This window comes from Pseudomonas sp. SCA2728.1_7, from assembly GCF_018138145.1.
GTDB classification, from domain to species: Bacteria; Pseudomonadota; Gammaproteobacteria; order Pseudomonadales; family Pseudomonadaceae; genus Aquipseudomonas; species Aquipseudomonas koreensis_A.
In genome coordinates this window covers 6,031,523-6,047,508 of the sequence record NZ_CP073104.1, presented here as the reverse complement: position 1 = coordinate 6,047,508, position 15,986 = coordinate 6,031,523, and the positions used below count along the sequence as shown (strand labels likewise).

Genomic DNA, 15,986 nt, shown 5'->3' with positions numbered 1-15,986 from the left:
CGATCTACAATTTTTCCAGTGCCATGTTCAACGCCAGCACATTCACTACCGGCGGCCCCACCAGCGGCTGTTCGATGTGCGCATCGAGCAGTTGCTGCAAGGTCGACACCGGCAGGTTTCGCGCCGCTGCAACACGCGCCAGTTGATAGGCAATCGCCGCCGGAGGCAAGTGTGGATCAAGGCCGCTGCCGGAGGTGGTCAGCAAGGCCAATGGCACCGGGCCTTGGCCGGGAACCTGGAGTTTGTTGGCGTCGTCGATCACCCGCGTGGCGAGTGCCGGATTGCTCGGCGCCAGGTTGCTTGCGCTGCTGGAAACCGTAGCAAACGCACCGGCGGAGGGACGTGGATGGAACCAGGCATCGCCGACAAAATCCTGGGCGATCAGTGACGAACCACGGACCTTGCCGTCGGCGTCGTGCACCAGGCTGCCGTTGGCTTGCGCGGGGAATGCGACTTGCGCGACACCGGTTACCACCAGTGGATAGGCGACGCCGGTGACCAGGGTCATCAGCACCAGCAGGCTCAGGGCCGGACGTATCATTGTGGACATTGCAAAATCCTCGAATTCGTTGGGCAAACTTTGGTGGAGTGTCAGGGGGATCTCTTCCCCCTCACCCCAGCCCTCTCCCCCAAGGGGGCGAGGGGGAAAGGGAGCCGATCTTTGTACTTTTCAAAACTTGCGTTCGGCTCGGTATTTCTGGCCGATGTACCTTTGATTAACCACTCGGTCAGTCCCTCTCCCCCAAAGTCGCCAAGGGGTAAGGGAGCCGGTTTTTGTGCTGTTCAAAACCTGAGTTCGGCTCGGTATTTCAGGTCGATGTACCTCTCCCAATCACCTCGGTCAGTCCCCTCTCCCACGAAGGTGACAAAAGGAAAGGGAGCCGATCTTTGTGCAGTTCAAACCTGAGTTCGGCTCGGTATTTCAGGTCGGTGTAGCTCCCGTAATCACCTCGGTCAGTCCCCTCTCCCTCCGGGAGAGGGTTAGGGTGAGGGGTTCTTTCCCGCCTCACACCAGATGCAGCGCCGTGAGCAGCATGTCGATCGCCTTGATCCCCACGAACGGCACCAGAATCCCGCCCAATCCATAGATCAACAGATTGCGTCGCAGCAACGCCGCCGCACTCGCCGCCTGCACGCGAACCCCGCGCAGCGCCAGCGGAATCAGCACAACGATGATCAAGGCGTTGAAGACAATCGCCGAGAGAATCGCACTCTGCGGACTGGTCAGCTGCATGATGTTCAGCACACCCAGTTGCGGATAAATCGAGGCGAACAGTGCCGGCAGAATCGCGAAGTATTTGGCCACGTCGTTGGCGATGGAAAAGGTCGTCAGCGCGCCACGGGTCACCAGCAATTCCTTGCCGATCTGCACCACATCGAGCAGCTTGGTCGGGTCGCTGTCGAGGTCGACCATGTTCGCCGCTTCGCGTGCAGCCTGGGTGCCGTCGTTCATCGCCATGCCGACGTCTGCCTGAGCCAGCGCCGGCGCGTCGTTGGCGCCATCGCCGCACATCGCGACCAGGCGACCGTCGTTCTGCTCGTGACGAATACGCGCGAGTTTCTTCTCCGGCGTGGCTTCGGCGAGAACATCATCGACGCCCGCTTCAGCGGCGATGGCAGCGGCGGTCAGCGGGTTGTCACCGGTGACCATTACGGTGCGAATGCCGAGTTTGCGCAGTTCGGCGAAACGCTCACGAATGCCCGGTTTGACCACGTCTTTGAGGTGAATCGCGCCAAGCAATTTACCGTCGGCGCAGACCAGTAACGGGGTACCGCCGCTCTGCGCAATCTTGTCGATTTCCCGCGACAGGGCTGGGGCCAGATCCGAGCGTTTTTGCCCGAGAAAACTCAGCAGCGAGTCCACCGCGCCTTTGCGATAGACACGGCCCTGATAGTCGACACCGGACAAGCGGGTTTCAGCGCTGAACGGCACGGCGGTCAGGGTTTCCAGCGCCGGCTCAGGTTGCGGATGCAGACCACGCAGGTATTCAACGATGGATTTACCTTCAGCGGTTTCATCGGCCAGCGAAGCGAACAACGCACCTTCGGCCAGCTCGCGACCGCTGACACCCGGTGCAGCGTAGACCGCACTGCAACGACGATTACCGAAGGTGATGGTGCCGGTCTTGTCCAGCAGCAGTACATGCACGTCACCCGCTGCTTCCACCGCACGACCGGACTTGGCGATCACGTTCAGACGCACCAGACGATCCATCCCGGCGATACCGATCGCCGACAGCAAACCGCCAATAGTGGTCGGGATCAGCGTGACCAGCAGCGCCACCAGAAACACCAGCGGCAGGCTGCCATTGGCGAAATGGGCGAACGGTTGCAGGGTCACCACCACCAGCAGGAAGATCAGGGTCAGGCCAATCAGCAGGATGTCCAACGCCACTTCGTTCGGGGTCTTCTGGCGTTTGGCGCCTTCGACCAGGGCGATCATGCGATCCAGAGTCGACTCACCCGGATTGACGGTGATCTGCACCAGCAACCAGTCAGACACCAGTCGCGTGTTGCCAGTGACCGCCGAACGATCGCCGCCGGACTCACGAATCACCGGCGCCGATTCACCGGTGATCGCCGCTTCGTTGACCGCCGCGATGCCTTCGATGACCTCACCGTCACCGGGGATCATCTCCCCGGCTTCGACGCGCACCACATCACCTTTGCGCAGGCTCGCCGCCGGCACGACCTGAAAGCTGCCGTTGGCCAGTTTGCGTCGCGCGCTGAGGCCTTCGCTGCCGGCCTTGAGGCTATCGGCGCGCGCCTTGCCGCGACCTTCGGCCAAGGCTTCGGCGAAGTTGGCGAACAGCACGGTGAACCACAGCCACAGGGCGATTTGCGCGGCGACAAAGGTCGGCACATCGGCGTCGGGAATGAAGCACAGCACGGTGGTGAAAATCGCGGTCAGTTCGACCACCAGCATCACCGGCGAACGCTTCAACTGCCGAGGGTCGAGCTTGACGAAAGCTTGCAGCAGCGCCGGCCGCCACAGGGCCGAGATCGCGGTTTTCGGTGCTTCTGCCGACTTGGTCGGCTCTGCAGGTTTTGCAGGAACGTGCATATTCATGATGGATTCCTTAGAAGCCCATACTTAAATGTTCGGCAATCGGGCCGAGCGCCAGAGTCGGCAGAAAGGTCAGGCCGCCTACAAGCAAAATGGTCACGGTCAACAGGGTCACGAACAGCGGGCCGTGAGTCGGGAAACTGTTCTGGCCGATCGGTGCGGTTTTCTTCATCGCCAGGCTGCCGGCCAAGGCCAGTACCGGAAGGATGTAACCGAAGCGACCGATCAACATGCCCAGGCCCAGCATCAGGTTATGGAAAGGCGTGTTCGCGCTCAGGCCACCGAACGCCGAGCCGTTGTTGGCACTCGCCGAGGTGTAGGCGTAAAGCAACTGGCTGAAACCGTGCGGGCCAGGGTTGCTGATGGTCGCCGCAGCACTGGGAACCGCGGCGGCAATTGCACCGAGCACCAGCACGCCGACCGGCATCACCAGCAGGGTCACCACCAGTAATTGCACCTCTCGCGCCTGGAGTTTCTTGCCGAGGTATTCCGGCGTACGCCCGATCATCAGACCGGCGAGGAACACTGCGATCAACACGTTGAGCAACATGCCGTAAAGCCCGGCACCGACGCCGCCGAAGATCACTTCGCCAACCATCATGTTGACCAGTGCAACCATGCCGCTGAGCGGATTGAGGCTGTCGTGCATGCCGTTGACCGAGCCGTTCGAGGCGGCCGTCGTCGTCACCGACCACAGCACCGTGGCGGTGGTGCCGAAGCGTGCTTCCTTGCCTTCCAGCGGCGCAGCCTGTTCGACGGCAGCGTTGTTCAGCGTCGGGTTCGGCTGATATTCGGCCCACAGCGAGGTCGCGCCGCCGATCAGGAACAGCGCGAGCATGCAGGCGATGATCGCGCGGCTCTGGCGCAGGTCTTTGACGTAGTGGCCGAAAGTGAACACCAGCGCCACCGGGATCAGAATGATCGAAGCGACTTCAAACAAGTTGCTCCACGCGGTCGGGTTCTCGAACGGATGCGCCGAGTTGACGCCGAAGAAACCACCGCCGTTGGTGCCCAGTTGTTTGATCGCAATCTGACTGGCGGCCGGGCCGAGCGGGATCACTTGATCAACGCCTTGCATCGTCACCGCGTTCACATACTGCGCAAAGGTCTGTGGCACGCCCTGCCAGACCAGATACAGTGCCAACAACAGGCACAGCGGCAGCAGGCCGTAGAGGGTGGCGCGGGTCATGTCGACCCAGAAGTTGCCAAGGGTTTTCGTCGATTTGCGGCCGATGCCACGGCACAGCGCAACCAGCACGGCGAGGCCGGTGGCGGCGCTGACGAAGTTCTGCACGGTGAGGCCGACCATCTGGCTCAGGTAGCTGAGCGTCGCTTCACCGCTGTAGGACTGCCAGTTGGTGTTGGTCATGAAGCTGACCGCGGTGTTGAACGCTTGGGTCCATTCCTGGCCCGGCAGATTTTGCGGGTTCAGCGGCAAGTGATCCTGAAACAACAGAATCGCGAACAACAGCAGGAAACCGGCAAGGTTGAACGCCAGCAGTGCCAGCGTGTATTTCTGCCAGCTCTGTTCAGCCTGGGGATCGACCCCGGCGATGCGGTAGCAACCGCGCTCGACCGCGCCGAGAACCGGCGTCAGCCAGGTGCGCTGACCTTCCATTACCTTGTAGTAAAAGCGCCCGAGGAACGGCGCCGGCAACAGAACCACCGCGAAAAACGCGAGGATCAGCCAATAGTCATAACTGTGCATAGCCGCTCCTAGCTCCGATCCGCGCGCAACAGCGCAACCAACAGATAAATGAACAGCCCCACTGCCAATAGCAGTGACACCCCGTCCAGAACGCTCATGGAGATCTCCGTGTTACGGCGTATTGCCGTGTGTGCAGGCATTGTCGGAAAGGAGGCTGTAAAGGAACGAGAGCGAGGGTGTTGGCTGGGCATAAAGAAAGCGTAAAGAGTGGGTTTATGCAGGCTTTACAGGTGGGTTTTGCGCTGTATGGGCGGGCCTCTTCGCGAGCAGGCTCGCTCCCACATTTTGAAATGCGCAGGTCCAGACACCGGTGATACCTGTGGGAGCGAGCCTGCTCGCGAAGACGGCATAACCGCCAACATCGCACCCAACTGGCGCACAAAAAACACCCATCCAGCCGCGAACATCCCCGATACGACAGCTTTCAACTCATTACGACTTGTTTCAGCGCACTGGCACGCCCACTGCAAACGCCCTCCCCCGAGCTTTCCAAACCGTTCAGGGAGCAACCGCATGAACACACAACTCAAACCCACACTGGGCACGTTGCATCTGTGGGGCATTGCCGTAGGGCTGGTGATTTCCGGGGAATACTTCGGCTGGAGTTACGGCTGGGGCGTGGCCGGGACACTGGGGTTCCTGGTGACCTCGTTCATGGTCGCGACCATGTACACCTGCTTTATCTTCAGCTTCACCGAACTGACCACCGCGATTCCCCATGCCGGCGGGCCGTTTGCCTACAGCCGTCGCGCCTTCGGTGAAAAAGGTGGATTGATCGCAGGCCTGGCGACGCTGATCGAATTCGTCTTCGCCCCGCCGGCCATTGCCCTGGCGATTGGCGCCTACCTTAATGTGCAGTTTCCGGCACTCGATCCGAAACACGCGGCGGTCGGCGCCTACATCGTATTCATGGGCCTGAACATTCTGGGCGTGAAACTGGCGGCGACGTTCGAGCTGATCGTCTGCGTGCTAGCCGTTGCCGAACTGCTGGTGTTCATGGGCGTGGTTGCGCCGGCGTTCAGTTTCAGCAACTTCGCCCTGAATGGCTGGGCGGGGTCGGATGTGTTTGGTGCACCAGCGATCGCCGGGATGTTCGCGGCCATTCCGTTTGCGATCTGGTTCTTCCTCGCCATCGAAGGCGCCGCCATGGCCGCTGAAGAAGCCAAGGATCCGAAACGCACGATTCCCAAGGCCTACATCAGCGGCATTCTGACCCTGGTGTTGCTGGCGATGGGGGTGATGTTCTTTGCCGGCGGCGTTGGCGACTGGCGTACCCTGGCCAACATCAACGACCCGCTGCCGCAGGCGATGAAAACCGTGGTCGGCGACAACTCGGGCTGGCTGCACATGCTGGTGTGGATCGGCCTGTTCGGTCTGGTCGCCAGTTTCCACGGGATCATCCTCGGCTACTCGCGGCAGTTCTTCGCTCTGGCCCGCGCCGGGTATCTTCCAGCGTCACTGGCGAAACTCTCGCGCTTCCAGACACCACACCGCGCCATCATTGCCGGCGGCATCATCGGCATCGCGGCGATTTACAGCGACGGCCTGATCAACCTCGGTGGCATGACCCTCACCGCAGCGATGATCACCATGGCCGTATTCGGCGCCATCGTGATGTACATCATGAGCATGCTCAGCCTGTTCAAACTGCGTAAATCGGAACCCAATCTCGAGCGTACTTTCCGCGCGCCGTGCTATCCGTTGATTCCGCTGATTGCCTTGGTGCTGGCGGTGGTGTGTCTGGTGGCGATGGCGTGGTTCAACGCGCTGATCGGGTTGATCTTCCTCGGTTTCATGGCGGTCGGTTTCGGCTACTTCCTGCTCACCGGGCAACTGCGCGCCAACGCACCGGCCGATGCGATGCTGACGGGCAATTGAGGGATTTCGGGTGAACCCGGTGCAAGCGGCCTAGAATGGAACCACTGCGAAGTCACTTCGCTCAAACGTGGTATGCAGCGTCGCACGGCGAAATCCTCGCCCGTCGACCTGCCCTTAAGGAGAGCCGTTATGCCCTGGTATGCCTGGTTGATTCTGGTCGTTGCAATCGGCTCGATCGTCGGCGGATTAATGATGTTGCGCGACACCGCCAACAAGGTCGATCTGACCGATGAAGAACGCCGACGCGTTGCCCAACGCAATGCCGAAGCCGACGCCAAAGACGCCCAAGATCGCTGAACACAACCCCGCCTGATCGGCGGGGTTTGTGCTTTTTATAGCCATTGGACCTATCTGCACGCTTTTAAGAAGTAGAAGTACAGTCACCATCTAATTTTCCTTGGTTAAGATGGGGACATTGTTGCGGAGAGTTCCAGATGCGTTATTCGCAGGACCATAAAGCCCAGACCCATCAGCGCATTATCAAGGAGGCTTCGGCACGCTTTCGCAAGGACGGAATCGGCGCTACGGGCCTGCAACCCCTGATGAAAGCGCTGGGTCTGACCCATGGCGGTTTCTACTCACATTTCAAGTCCAAGGACGAGTTGGTCGAGAAAGCCTTGCAAGAGGCCGGCAACCAGGTTGACGGGTTATGTGCAGAGATTTTTTCGCAGGATAATCCGCTTGATGCCTTTATCGAGACGTACCTGTCGGAATGGCATCAAACGTCGCCGCATGAAGGCTGCCCGTTGCTGACCATTTCTTCCGAACTGGGCCTGCGTGGACAACCGAGTCCTACCAGCGACGCGGTGTTGAATGCACGGCTGGAGCAGATCGAAAACAGCCTCGAAGGCGAAAACAGCGCAGACCGCGCCATCGTCATAATGTCGACACTGGTCGGTGCACTGCTGCTGTCACGTAGTGTCGCGGATGCCGAGTTTGCGCAACGCATCCTCGATGTCACCCGCGATCACCTCAAGGACCGGGATTAAGCCTGCCAGCGCTTGAACAGCACGCTGGCATTGACCCCGCCGAACCCGAAACCGTTGGACAGTGCATATTCGATCGCCATCGGTCGCGCCTGGCCGTGGACGATATCTACACCTGCGCTCGCCGGATCGGGATTGTCGAAATTCAGCGTCGGCGGCACCACCTGATCACGAATCGCCAGCAGCGTGAAAATGGCTTCAAGCCCACCGGCAGCGCCGAGCAAATGACCGGTGGCGGACTTGGTCGAGGTCACGGCGATTTTATTTTGCGTGCCGAACAACGCTTTGATCGCCGCCAACTCGCCGAGGTCGCCCACCGGGGTCGAGGTCGCATGAGCGTTGAGGTGCTGCACCTGATCCGGCGTGATACCCGCCTGCGCCAATGCCAGCGTCATCGCGCGCCGCGCACCACTGCCATCTTCCGGCCCGGCAGTCAGGTGATAGGCATCGGCGCTGGTGCCATAACCGACCAGTTCCCCCAGCGGCGTCGCGCCACGCGCCAAGGCGTGTTCCAGGGATTCAATCACCAACAGCCCCGCACCCTCACCCATCACGAAGCCGTCGCGACCGCTGTCGAACGGCCGAGAGGCGCGCTGCGGGGTGTCGTTGTAGCCGCTGGATAACGCCCGCGCTGCCGCAAAACCGGCAAGACTGACGCGGTCGATGCAAGCTTCCGCGCCGCCACACACGGCAATATCCGCTTCACCGGCGCGGATCAAGCGCGCCGCATCGCCAATCGCTTGAACACCCGCAGCGCACGCCGTCACGGGTGCGCCCAAAGGCCCCTTGAGGCCGTGTTGAATCGACACGTGCCCTGCCGCGAGATTGACCAGGAACGACGGAATGGTGAATGGCGACAAACGCCGAGGACCGCGACTGTCGGTGGTGCGTACAGCGTCGGCAATCGCGCCGAAACCGCCGACACCGGAGCCGATGATCGTAGCTGTACGCTCCTGGCTTTTGCTTTCCGAGGGGTGCCAGTCAGCCTGTTCCAATGCCTGCCGGGCAGCTTCCATGGCGAACAGAATAAAGCGGTCCATCTTCTTCTGTTCCTTGGGTGGCGTGGCGCGATCCGGATCAAATCCTGCCTCAGCGTCTTCTTCCAGCGTTGGCACCGCGCCGCCGACTCGCGTGGGCAAATCAGCGACCGTTGCTTCAGGCAAGTTACGCAAACCAGAACGCCCGGCCAGCAAACGCTGCCATACGACTTCGAGATCGCTGCCCAAGGGTGAAACCAGGCCCATGCCCGTGACGACTATTCGACGCGAATCCATACCGTGGTGACCTCTGATCAATTCAATTGCCGGACTTGTAGCGTTGGGCTGCGGAACTGCGGGAAAGGTTCGGTGCCATGACATGGCGAGCCGCAACAAAGGCGTGCCATTCGCCTGCGTCAGGCAGCGAAGGAATGGTGATCAACTCGCCCTGATCCAGACCGGCCAGCGCCGCATCGACCATCTCGCCTGCGTCCATGACCATTTCTGCCGGAATGCCACTGGCATCGATGCCGGAGCGCTCCCAGATTTCGGTGCGAGTCACACCCGGCAGCACGGCCTGGATCTGCACGCCGGTGCCTTCGAGTTCAGTGTTCAGCGACTGGGTCAGGCTCAGTACATAAGCTTTGCTAGCGCTGTAGGTGGCGTTGAAGCGTTCCGGAAACAGCGCCACCACCGAGGCGATATTGATGATCGTGCCACGCCCGGCCTTAGCGAAACTCGCGGCCGCGGCCGAGGCAAGGCGCGTGACGGCGGTGATGTTCAACTGGATCAAGCGCTCCAACTGGTCCATATCGGCGTTGGCCAACAAACCGTCCGACGCCACACCGGCGTTATTCACCAGCAAACTGATGCTGGAATCGCTGCGCAGGCGTTGCTCGAGTTTGAGTACGTCATCCTTTTGCGTCAGGTCTGCTTTCAGCACTTCGACCTGAACACCATGGGCATCGCGCAACTGACTCGCGGCGCTTTCCAGACGATCCTTGTCACGGGCAACCAGCAGCAGATCAAAACCACGCGCCGCCAGGCGCTGAGCGTAAATCGCACCGATACCGGACGATGCACCGGTAACCAGAGCAGTACCTTTAGATTGTGCGGAATTCATGAGAATGCTCCTGGAATGCTTGATGAAGGACGTTGCCGATGAGACGTGTTGGCTTGACGCACCGGCAAATTATTATAGGCATAATCCAAACGCAATATGATAGCCGTAATTTTAAATCGTCCGACGGGTGCCCTCTCCACTGTTATCCGCAGCCAAGCACTGCGCCAAATGAAAAAGGCCGGTCTAAGACCGGCCCCCTTGGCGTTGAACAGTAAGCTTAGTTGACTTCCAGCTTGTCGCGATTGCGATCCAGGATCGCCTTGCCAATTCCTTTCACTTCCAGCAATTCATCCACGGAGGCGAAAGGACCGTTTGTTTCACGATATGCAACAATCGCTTTGGCTTTGGCCTCACCGACTCCGGCCAGCTCTTTTTGCAGCGTCGCTGCGTCAGCACCGTTGAGATCGATTTTTGCACCTTGGGAAGGCGCCGCTGTATCCATTACGATCGGCGCCCTGGCTGACTCCGCTGGCGCAACAGGTGCGGCAATAGCGGCAATCGATGCACTGGTGAGGAAGGCAAAAATCAGGGAATAGAAGTAACCGGTACGCATTAGTGACGCTCCATCATCGTTTGAGAAAGCAGCTTTTCCGAAGCTGCTCTTCAAACGTAGGTCATGCTGGAGCTATGTCAAAAATGCGTGCGTTACAGGATGTGAAACAATCAAGGCTCGAGACGGCGCTGCTGGTAGATCCAGTCGACGATTTCGCCGTCGGGGGTGTAACCGCTGACGGTTTCACGCAGGAGTTGACGGACGCGGGCATAGTCATCTTTCTCGACAGCAATCAGCAGATCACTCAAACGCCCTTTCAACACATCCCATGGCAAATGGTCCTCGCTAGCCGTCATGATCATCGGATGTGGGGTGGCGGCTACGTTATCGCCGATCAACAGTTCCTCGAAGAGCTTTTCGCCCGGGCGCAATCCAGTGAACTCAATGGAGATATCTCCTTGAGGATTGCGATCGGAACGAATGCTCAGGCCCGAGAGGTGAATCATCTTTTCTGCCAGCTCGACAATCCTTACCGGTTCGCCCATGTCCAGCACGAATACGTCGCCGCCTTGTCCCATGGAGCCAGCCTGGATCACCAATTGAGCGGCTTCGGGGATGGTCATGAAGTAGCGGGTGATTTTCGGGTGAGTGACCGTCAGCGGGCCGCCGGACTTGATTTGCCTGTGAAACAGAGGGATCACTGAACCGGACGAACCTAATACATTGCCGAAACGAACCATGGTAAATCGAGTTTTGTTGACTCGAGAGACATTGGCCTTATCACCGAACAATACCGGGGCGATCTCGCGACTGAGCGCTTGCAGCGTCAGCTCGGCAAGTCGTTTGGTACTGCCCATGACATTGGTGGGACGTACGGCCTTGTCGGTAGAAATCAGAACGAAGTTTGAGACACCTGACTGCAGCGCTGCCTGAGCAGTGTTTAGTGTGCCGATAACATTATTCAGCACACCCTCCGCGATATTGTGCTCCACCATCGGTACGTGTTTGTAAGCCGCCGCGTGATAGACAGTGTCGACCTTCCAGGTCTTCATCACGTCGAGCAGTTTTTCCTGGTGACGGATGGAACCGAGGATCGGCAGCAGGCGAACGTCCACCGCATCACGGCAGCCACGCTGCTCGAGCTCGGAGAGAATGCTGTAAAGATTGAACTCACTATGTTCAAACAGAAGCAATGTTGTCGGGCCCAGCAAAAATATCTGCCGGCATAACTCCGAACCGATGGAACCACCGGCCCCAGTTACCATGACTGTCTTGCCTTTGATACAGCGCTCGAGTAAATCAGGCTGAGCCGGGACAGCGTCTCGCCCGAGCAAATCTGCGATATCGATTTCCTGAATGTCTTCGACTTTGACCCGGCCGCTTGCCAGATCGGTGAAGTTTGGAACGCTGCGCACATGAAGGGGGAAACCTTCCAGCAAGTTGAGAATCTCGCGACGCCGCGCACGAGTCGATGATGGCAGCGCAAGCAGGATCTCCTGCGCTCCGGTGACATCGATCATTTGCTGTATATGTTTTGGTTTGTAGACTTGCAGACCGGAAATGGAGCGATCAGCAATGCTTGCATCATCATCGATAAACGCCACAGGCCGCATCACGCGCCCCATCCGCAGCGCAGCAACCAGTTGATTACCAGCCACTCCCGCGCCGTACACTGCGACCTTGGTGAGGCCGTCGTCGCGACTCGTAAACGGGACATGCTTGGCCGCCATGAACCAGTCGCCCATGAAATACTGGCGCATGCATAAGCGCAGTCCCCCGATGATCACCAGGCTTAACCACCAGTAATTGAAGATGATGGAACGCGGCACCACAGTCTTGTGGTTGCTGTACCAGAAGACGACTAAAGCGAGGATGAGCGCAGACAGACTGACCGCTTTGATAATGGCGATTAGCGCATCGTTGCCAAAATAACGCATCACGGCACGATACATGCCGAAACGAATGAACAATGGAATGGCAATCAGCGGCGCGCTGATAAAGAGCCAGAGATGCGTCTCAATGGGCTGGGTAACATTTTCGATTCCCAAACGAACCACGAACGATCCCCATAGCGATATCCACACCAGGAATACGTCCATGATTACCTGAATCAGACGTTTTCTTTGGCGAGGCATTCCAAGCAGGAATAATCGCATTTTATCCATTAACCATCCGTCCATTTCATATCGGCCACCCCAAGCGGGCAGGGATCACGCCAGAGACCAAATACTTTGGCAGGTAAATTGCCACCTTCGTGCCAATCCCAGTGAACCCCTGGCTGCAGTCTGTATTAAAACGCAAAAGAGTAGAGATTAAACCTGCTGCACAGATAAAATACACCTCCTGTGCGCATCCCGTTTGCCGCTCTGCGATCACCGGGCGATATCACTAAGCCATCAGGTCTGTTTTTTAACTGCATCTGAAGCATTATTTAACTCAAAACGCGAGGACGCATGGAGCCGCAACCGCCCCGAGCCGGTCAACCAGATTCTGATCTATCCGTCGAAGCCCAGATGAAATTGCCCTCCCAGTGTAAAGTCGCAATCCTGATGTGCACGTACAATGGCCAGGCATACCTGAAAGAACAGATCGATTCGCTCATATCCCAGACTCATCAAAACTGGACGCTGTACATATCCGATGATGGTTCTACCGACGGCACACTTGCGCTACTGGAAACCTACCGGGAATTGATCGATTCACAGCGCATTCATTTATTCAGCGGACCCCGCGAGGGATTTGCCAAAAACTTTATGTCGCTTGTTAGAAATGAGAATGTCGAGGGAGACTTTTTCGCATTCAGCGATCAGGACGATATCTGGCACAACGACAAGCTGGAAAGAAGCATCCGCCAATTGCAGTCGTTCCCCGGAAATCAGCCCGCTCTATACTGCTCGCGCACTCGCCTTATCAACGAAAATCGCAAAGTCATCGGGTTTTCACCCAAATTCAACCGACCGCCCCTATTCCAAAATGCGCTAATACAGAGTATTGCAGGCGCCAATACGATGCTTCTGAATGGCGCGGCACGAGACTTGTTGAACAGAACTTCACCCGACATTCCTGTTGTCGCACATGACTGGCTTGCCTATCTTTTAACGACAGCGTGCGGTGGAAAGGTCATCTACGATTCGGAGCCAACGCTCGATTACCGCCAACACGGTGGCAATGTGATCGGTTCCAACTCCAGTATCAAAGAACGCATACTTCGTTTGGGAAAACTTATCGACGGACGATTTAGCCGCTGGAGCGATGTCAATCTGAGCATCCTTGAACCACTTGAAGAAGATCTGACACCCAGCAACAGACAGACAGTGCATGACTTCAAAAAGGCAAGGCAAAGCACATTGCTTCAGAGGTTTCGTCTAATGAGAAGTTCAGGAATTTATCGTCAGACCTTGATGGGCAATATAAGCCTTATTCTAGCCATCTATCTGAACAAGATTTAAGTCAGTCCAGCACGCACGGTTAGCGCCTCTTCAAAAAGGCGCTTACCGGCGTTATTAACAACTTGAGTGCGTTCGCACATTCACATCCAGCTCGGCGCGATCAGAAGCTCATGCTGCAGACTTGACCAGCTTGGCAGCCGTGTCTAGAACATCAAGCACTTGACGCTGCAGGCGATCAACGGAGTAGTCTTCCCTGAGTCGGTTTTGAGCATTCAAAACCTGCGTTAAGCGTCTCTCACTGCCACCAATCAACAGTTCAAGAGCATCCACCCATTGCGCAGTCGTTGTTGCCAATGTGCCACATCCCCCTGAACAGCAGGCGTCATAAATTGTATCGGCACTCGCGACGACCGCTGTACCAACCGAAGTATATTCGACCCACTTGGTATTGGCTTTGACAGCATTGAAATCCGTATTAGCTAGCGGGCAGATGCCAATATCCCAGTTCAGCGAAGAAAACTTGGCAAGAAACTCTTCGTAGTTGGGTACCGGAGGGATGACATTGACCCTGTCACCAAACTCCTCAAGTACTGCTGGTTTTGGTATTGAACCAAACAATTCAAATTCAACGTCAGAGTCATTTCTTAGTACTTGAATCAGTGCTGGCAAGACCGTTTCCAGATCATGGGCGTGGTCAAAACCCATATAGCCGATTTTCTTTGTCGATCGTTTTACTGCCGGAACCAATACATTGCCAGAGCAATAAATGGTACCCACTTTAAAGTTTGACTCTAATCCATAGGAAACAAAGCGCTGTTTCAGCGCTTCAGTCGAGCAGTAGACAAGATCGACATTCTCAAGCAGGTACCGCACAGCTTCGAGGCGAGCGGGATGATTATGGTACTCATATTTTTTCTGTCCAATTTCAACAGGTACATGCAGAAGATCATCGTCGACATGAAAAACTGTAGGAATGCCCGCCGCTTTAGCCAGTTGAGTCAGATAGGCCGTATGCGGCCCACTGTAACGACAAAAAACGATCGCAGTAGGCTTAAACTTCTCCACCCGCTCACTTATCCAACTCTCCACTTCGGATTCGCGCAGACGTTTGCCAAACAGCTCTTTCATCTGCTGTTCACTTAACAAGTCCGTGGTCAGATTACCCTGTTCAATATTGGCTGCGAGCGGTTTCAAAAAGCTCAATTGCAATGTTGGAATAAGTGCATTAGCTACAAAAAGCACGCGTGCGGAAACACCGCCTTGCACTTTCACCTCCGCGTCTTTACCACCAAAAATCCGAGCGAATGCGTCGCTGATAGTTTTTTTAATCTTCTCTACGTGGCTAAGCATTTTAGTTCCTGACCTTGCTCTTCATTGATTTTACGCTCGAATCCCTGTTGATTTATTCCCAAACCCGCTGACCCTGGAGACCTTCGCTACCGAAGTAAGGGCCGCAATATCAGACGAAACGCACGAGATAACCTGGACAAACCCGCGTACAGCTTTCCGCGGCGTGATGCGGCGATGGAATAATAGGGTGGGGTATATAATGCGTCGGCTAACAGATCACCAAAAGCCGGCTTCCAATTGCCTTTGGAATTTGAAAACGCCTCAGCAAGGAGCGAGGGCCGGACGTGACCCTGCTCTATCTCTCGCACTAACTCATCACGAGAAATAAAACCCTTTTGTAGCGCCCTACGCAAACACGAAACCCATAAACCTCTGTTAGGATTATCCAGGGACACCCATGGTTGGGTGTTCATATCTGTATAATGCAGCAAACTTGTTTCCCCCTCAGCGTAGCTCTCTAGAGAGTTCCACAACTCCGGAACTGAGAACGAAATCTCACTGGCCAGTTTCATTTCATACATAAGTTCGTGATAACTGATTTCGCCTTTATCGAGCTGGTTGATAATGCTATCAATGTTCCAACCCAATTGAGCACAGTCCATCAGCATCACGCTGAACTGAGAGCGGCGCCCTCCCCCTGCACTACCGACCGTTTGCAAAACACTTCCCTGAAACGGCCGATTCCATAAACCCGCTATATCCTGAAATACTTGCATATCCGCATCGAGATATATCGCTTTACCTTCATACCCACATAGTTCAGGGATTAAAAAACGCTGGAATGAGAAAGGCGTTCTTGCCTTGTTAGCAGCGTCCTTAGGTAATGGTATCGTTCGCTGATGTGTATAAATAGCTGACAGCTGAACAGGCAAGTCTGTAGTTTCAAGAATCGAGAACTCAAGAACCTTCATCGGCAGCCATTCAGCGGGAGTGGCTGCCACGAATACGCGGACTGTATCTATGGGGTCGTTGGAGATGCCTTTAACATCCGTCATATATTAGACCTTAATAAGAT

14 protein-coding genes are annotated in these 15,986 nt (G+C 56.6%); 4 read left to right on the top strand and 10 right to left on the bottom strand.

Annotation, left to right across the window (positions count from 1 at the left end; translation table 11 throughout):
* Nucleotides 1–4: 4 nt before the first annotated feature.
* The 4 genes from kdpC to kdpF form a co-directional block, all read right to left on the bottom strand.
* Nucleotides 5–550 (bottom strand): potassium-transporting ATPase subunit KdpC, encoded by a 546-nt coding sequence (gene kdpC / locus KBP52_RS27075; RefSeq protein WP_116030512.1) that lies wholly within the window; start codon nt 548–550, stop codon nt 5–7.
* 456 nt (nt 551–1,006) lie between these two features.
* Nucleotides 1,007–3,070, bottom strand: coding sequence for a potassium-transporting ATPase subunit KdpB (kdpB, locus tag KBP52_RS27070; RefSeq protein WP_212621350.1), 2,064 nt, complete (start codon nt 3,068–3,070; stop codon nt 1,007–1,009).
* A gap of 10 nt (nt 3,071–3,080) precedes the next feature.
* Complete coding sequence (kdpA, locus tag KBP52_RS27065; RefSeq protein WP_212621349.1) at nt 3,081–4,775, bottom strand: potassium-transporting ATPase subunit KdpA; 1,695 nt, start codon at nt 4,773–4,775, stop codon at nt 3,081–3,083.
* Between the two features lie 8 nt (nt 4,776–4,783).
* Nucleotides 4,784–4,873, bottom strand: coding sequence for a K(+)-transporting ATPase subunit F (kdpF, locus tag KBP52_RS27060; RefSeq protein ID WP_032830911.1), 90 nt, complete (start codon nt 4,871–4,873; stop codon nt 4,784–4,786).
* A 415-nt stretch (nt 4,874–5,288) separates the two neighbouring features.
* Here kdpF and eat point away from each other — a divergent pair, with 415 nt between their 5' ends.
* From eat to KBP52_RS27045, 3 genes are all read left to right on the top strand, one after another.
* Nucleotides 5,289–6,653 (top strand): ethanolamine permease, encoded by a 1,365-nt coding sequence (gene eat / locus KBP52_RS27055; protein ID WP_212621348.1) that lies wholly within the window; start codon nt 5,289–5,291, stop codon nt 6,651–6,653.
* 129 nt (nt 6,654–6,782) lie between these two features.
* On the top strand, nt 6,783–6,950 hold the full coding sequence (locus tag KBP52_RS27050) for a DUF2897 family protein (protein ID WP_007908505.1): 168 nt from the start codon (nt 6,783–6,785) through the stop codon (nt 6,948–6,950).
* A gap of 137 nt (nt 6,951–7,087) precedes the next feature.
* Nucleotides 7,088–7,642 (top strand): TetR/AcrR family transcriptional regulator, encoded by a 555-nt coding sequence (locus KBP52_RS27045; protein ID WP_077573997.1) that lies wholly within the window; start codon nt 7,088–7,090, stop codon nt 7,640–7,642.
* On the opposite strand, the gene fabF is transcribed toward KBP52_RS27045, so the two are convergent.
* The 4 genes from fabF to KBP52_RS27025 form a co-directional block, all read right to left on the bottom strand.
* On the bottom strand, nt 7,639–8,913 hold the full coding sequence (gene fabF, locus KBP52_RS27040) for a beta-ketoacyl-ACP synthase II (protein ID WP_212621347.1): 1,275 nt from the start codon (nt 8,911–8,913) through the stop codon (nt 7,639–7,641). The two genes, KBP52_RS27045 and fabF, sit on opposite strands and share 4 nt — an antisense overlap.
* A gap of 22 nt (nt 8,914–8,935) precedes the next feature.
* Complete coding sequence (locus tag KBP52_RS27035; RefSeq protein ID WP_212621346.1) at nt 8,936–9,739, bottom strand: SDR family oxidoreductase; 804 nt, start codon at nt 9,737–9,739, stop codon at nt 8,936–8,938.
* 217 nt (nt 9,740–9,956) lie between these two features.
* Nucleotides 9,957–10,292 (bottom strand): ComEA family DNA-binding protein, encoded by a 336-nt coding sequence (locus KBP52_RS27030; RefSeq protein WP_077574000.1) that lies wholly within the window; start codon nt 10,290–10,292, stop codon nt 9,957–9,959.
* 110 nt (nt 10,293–10,402) lie between these two features.
* Nucleotides 10,403–12,397 carry a nucleoside-diphosphate sugar epimerase/dehydratase gene (locus tag KBP52_RS27025; protein WP_077574001.1) on the bottom strand — a complete coding sequence of 665 codons (1,995 nt, stop codon included), beginning with the start codon at nt 12,395–12,397 and terminating at the stop codon, nt 10,403–10,405.
* 288 nt (nt 12,398–12,685) lie between these two features.
* On the opposite strand from KBP52_RS27025, the gene KBP52_RS27020 reads away from it, so the two are divergent.
* Entirely contained in the window at nt 12,686–13,681 is a 996-nt protein-coding gene (locus tag KBP52_RS27020; protein ID WP_249122214.1) for a glycosyltransferase family 2 protein, read from the top strand.
* A 108-nt stretch (nt 13,682–13,789) separates the two neighbouring features.
* Here KBP52_RS27020 and KBP52_RS27015 read toward each other — a convergent pair whose 3' ends face one another.
* Nucleotides 13,790–14,971, bottom strand: coding sequence for a hypothetical protein (locus tag KBP52_RS27015; protein WP_212621345.1), 1,182 nt, complete (start codon nt 14,969–14,971; stop codon nt 13,790–13,792).
* Between the two features lie 86 nt (nt 14,972–15,057).
* Nucleotides 15,058–15,966 (bottom strand): glycosyltransferase, encoded by a 909-nt coding sequence (locus KBP52_RS27010; protein WP_212621344.1) that lies wholly within the window; start codon nt 15,964–15,966, stop codon nt 15,058–15,060.
* Nucleotides 15,967–15,986: the final 20 nt, after the last annotated feature.

Bases quoted from the DNA above. Each gene is read 5' to 3' on its own strand.
- kdpC (WP_116030512.1), bottom strand. From the start codon at position 550: ATGTCCACAATGATACGTCCGGCCCTGAGCCTGCTGGTGCTGATGACC.
- kdpB (WP_212621350.1), bottom strand. From the start codon at position 3,070: ATGAATATGCACGTTCCTGCAAAACCTGCAGAGCCGACCAAGTCGGCA.
- KBP52_RS27045 (WP_077573997.1), top strand. From the start codon at position 7,088: ATGCGTTATTCGCAGGACCATAAAGCCCAGACCCATCAGCGCATTATC.
- kdpF (WP_032830911.1), bottom strand. From the start codon at position 4,873: ATGAGCGTTCTGGACGGGGTGTCACTGCTATTGGCAGTGGGGCTGTTC.
- fabF (WP_212621347.1), bottom strand. From the start codon at position 8,913: ATGGATTCGCGTCGAATAGTCGTCACGGGCATGGGCCTGGTTTCACCC.
- KBP52_RS27020 (WP_249122214.1), top strand. From the start codon at position 12,686: ATGGAGCCGCAACCGCCCCGAGCCGGTCAACCAGATTCTGATCTATCC.
- kdpA (WP_212621349.1), bottom strand. From the start codon at position 4,775: ATGCACAGTTATGACTATTGGCTGATCCTCGCGTTTTTCGCGGTGGTT.
- KBP52_RS27030 (WP_077574000.1), bottom strand. From the start codon at position 10,292: ATGCGTACCGGTTACTTCTATTCCCTGATTTTTGCCTTCCTCACCAGT.
- KBP52_RS27050 (WP_007908505.1), top strand. From the start codon at position 6,783: ATGCCCTGGTATGCCTGGTTGATTCTGGTCGTTGCAATCGGCTCGATC.
- KBP52_RS27010 (WP_212621344.1), bottom strand. From the start codon at position 15,966: ATGACGGATGTTAAAGGCATCTCCAACGACCCCATAGATACAGTCCGC.
- eat (WP_212621348.1), top strand. From the start codon at position 5,289: ATGAACACACAACTCAAACCCACACTGGGCACGTTGCATCTGTGGGGC.
- KBP52_RS27035 (WP_212621346.1), bottom strand. From the start codon at position 9,739: ATGAATTCCGCACAATCTAAAGGTACTGCTCTGGTTACCGGTGCATCG.
- KBP52_RS27025 (WP_077574001.1), bottom strand. From the start codon at position 12,397: ATGGATAAAATGCGATTATTCCTGCTTGGAATGCCTCGCCAAAGAAAA.
- KBP52_RS27015 (WP_212621345.1), bottom strand. From the start codon at position 14,971: ATGCTTAGCCACGTAGAGAAGATTAAAAAAACTATCAGCGACGCATTC.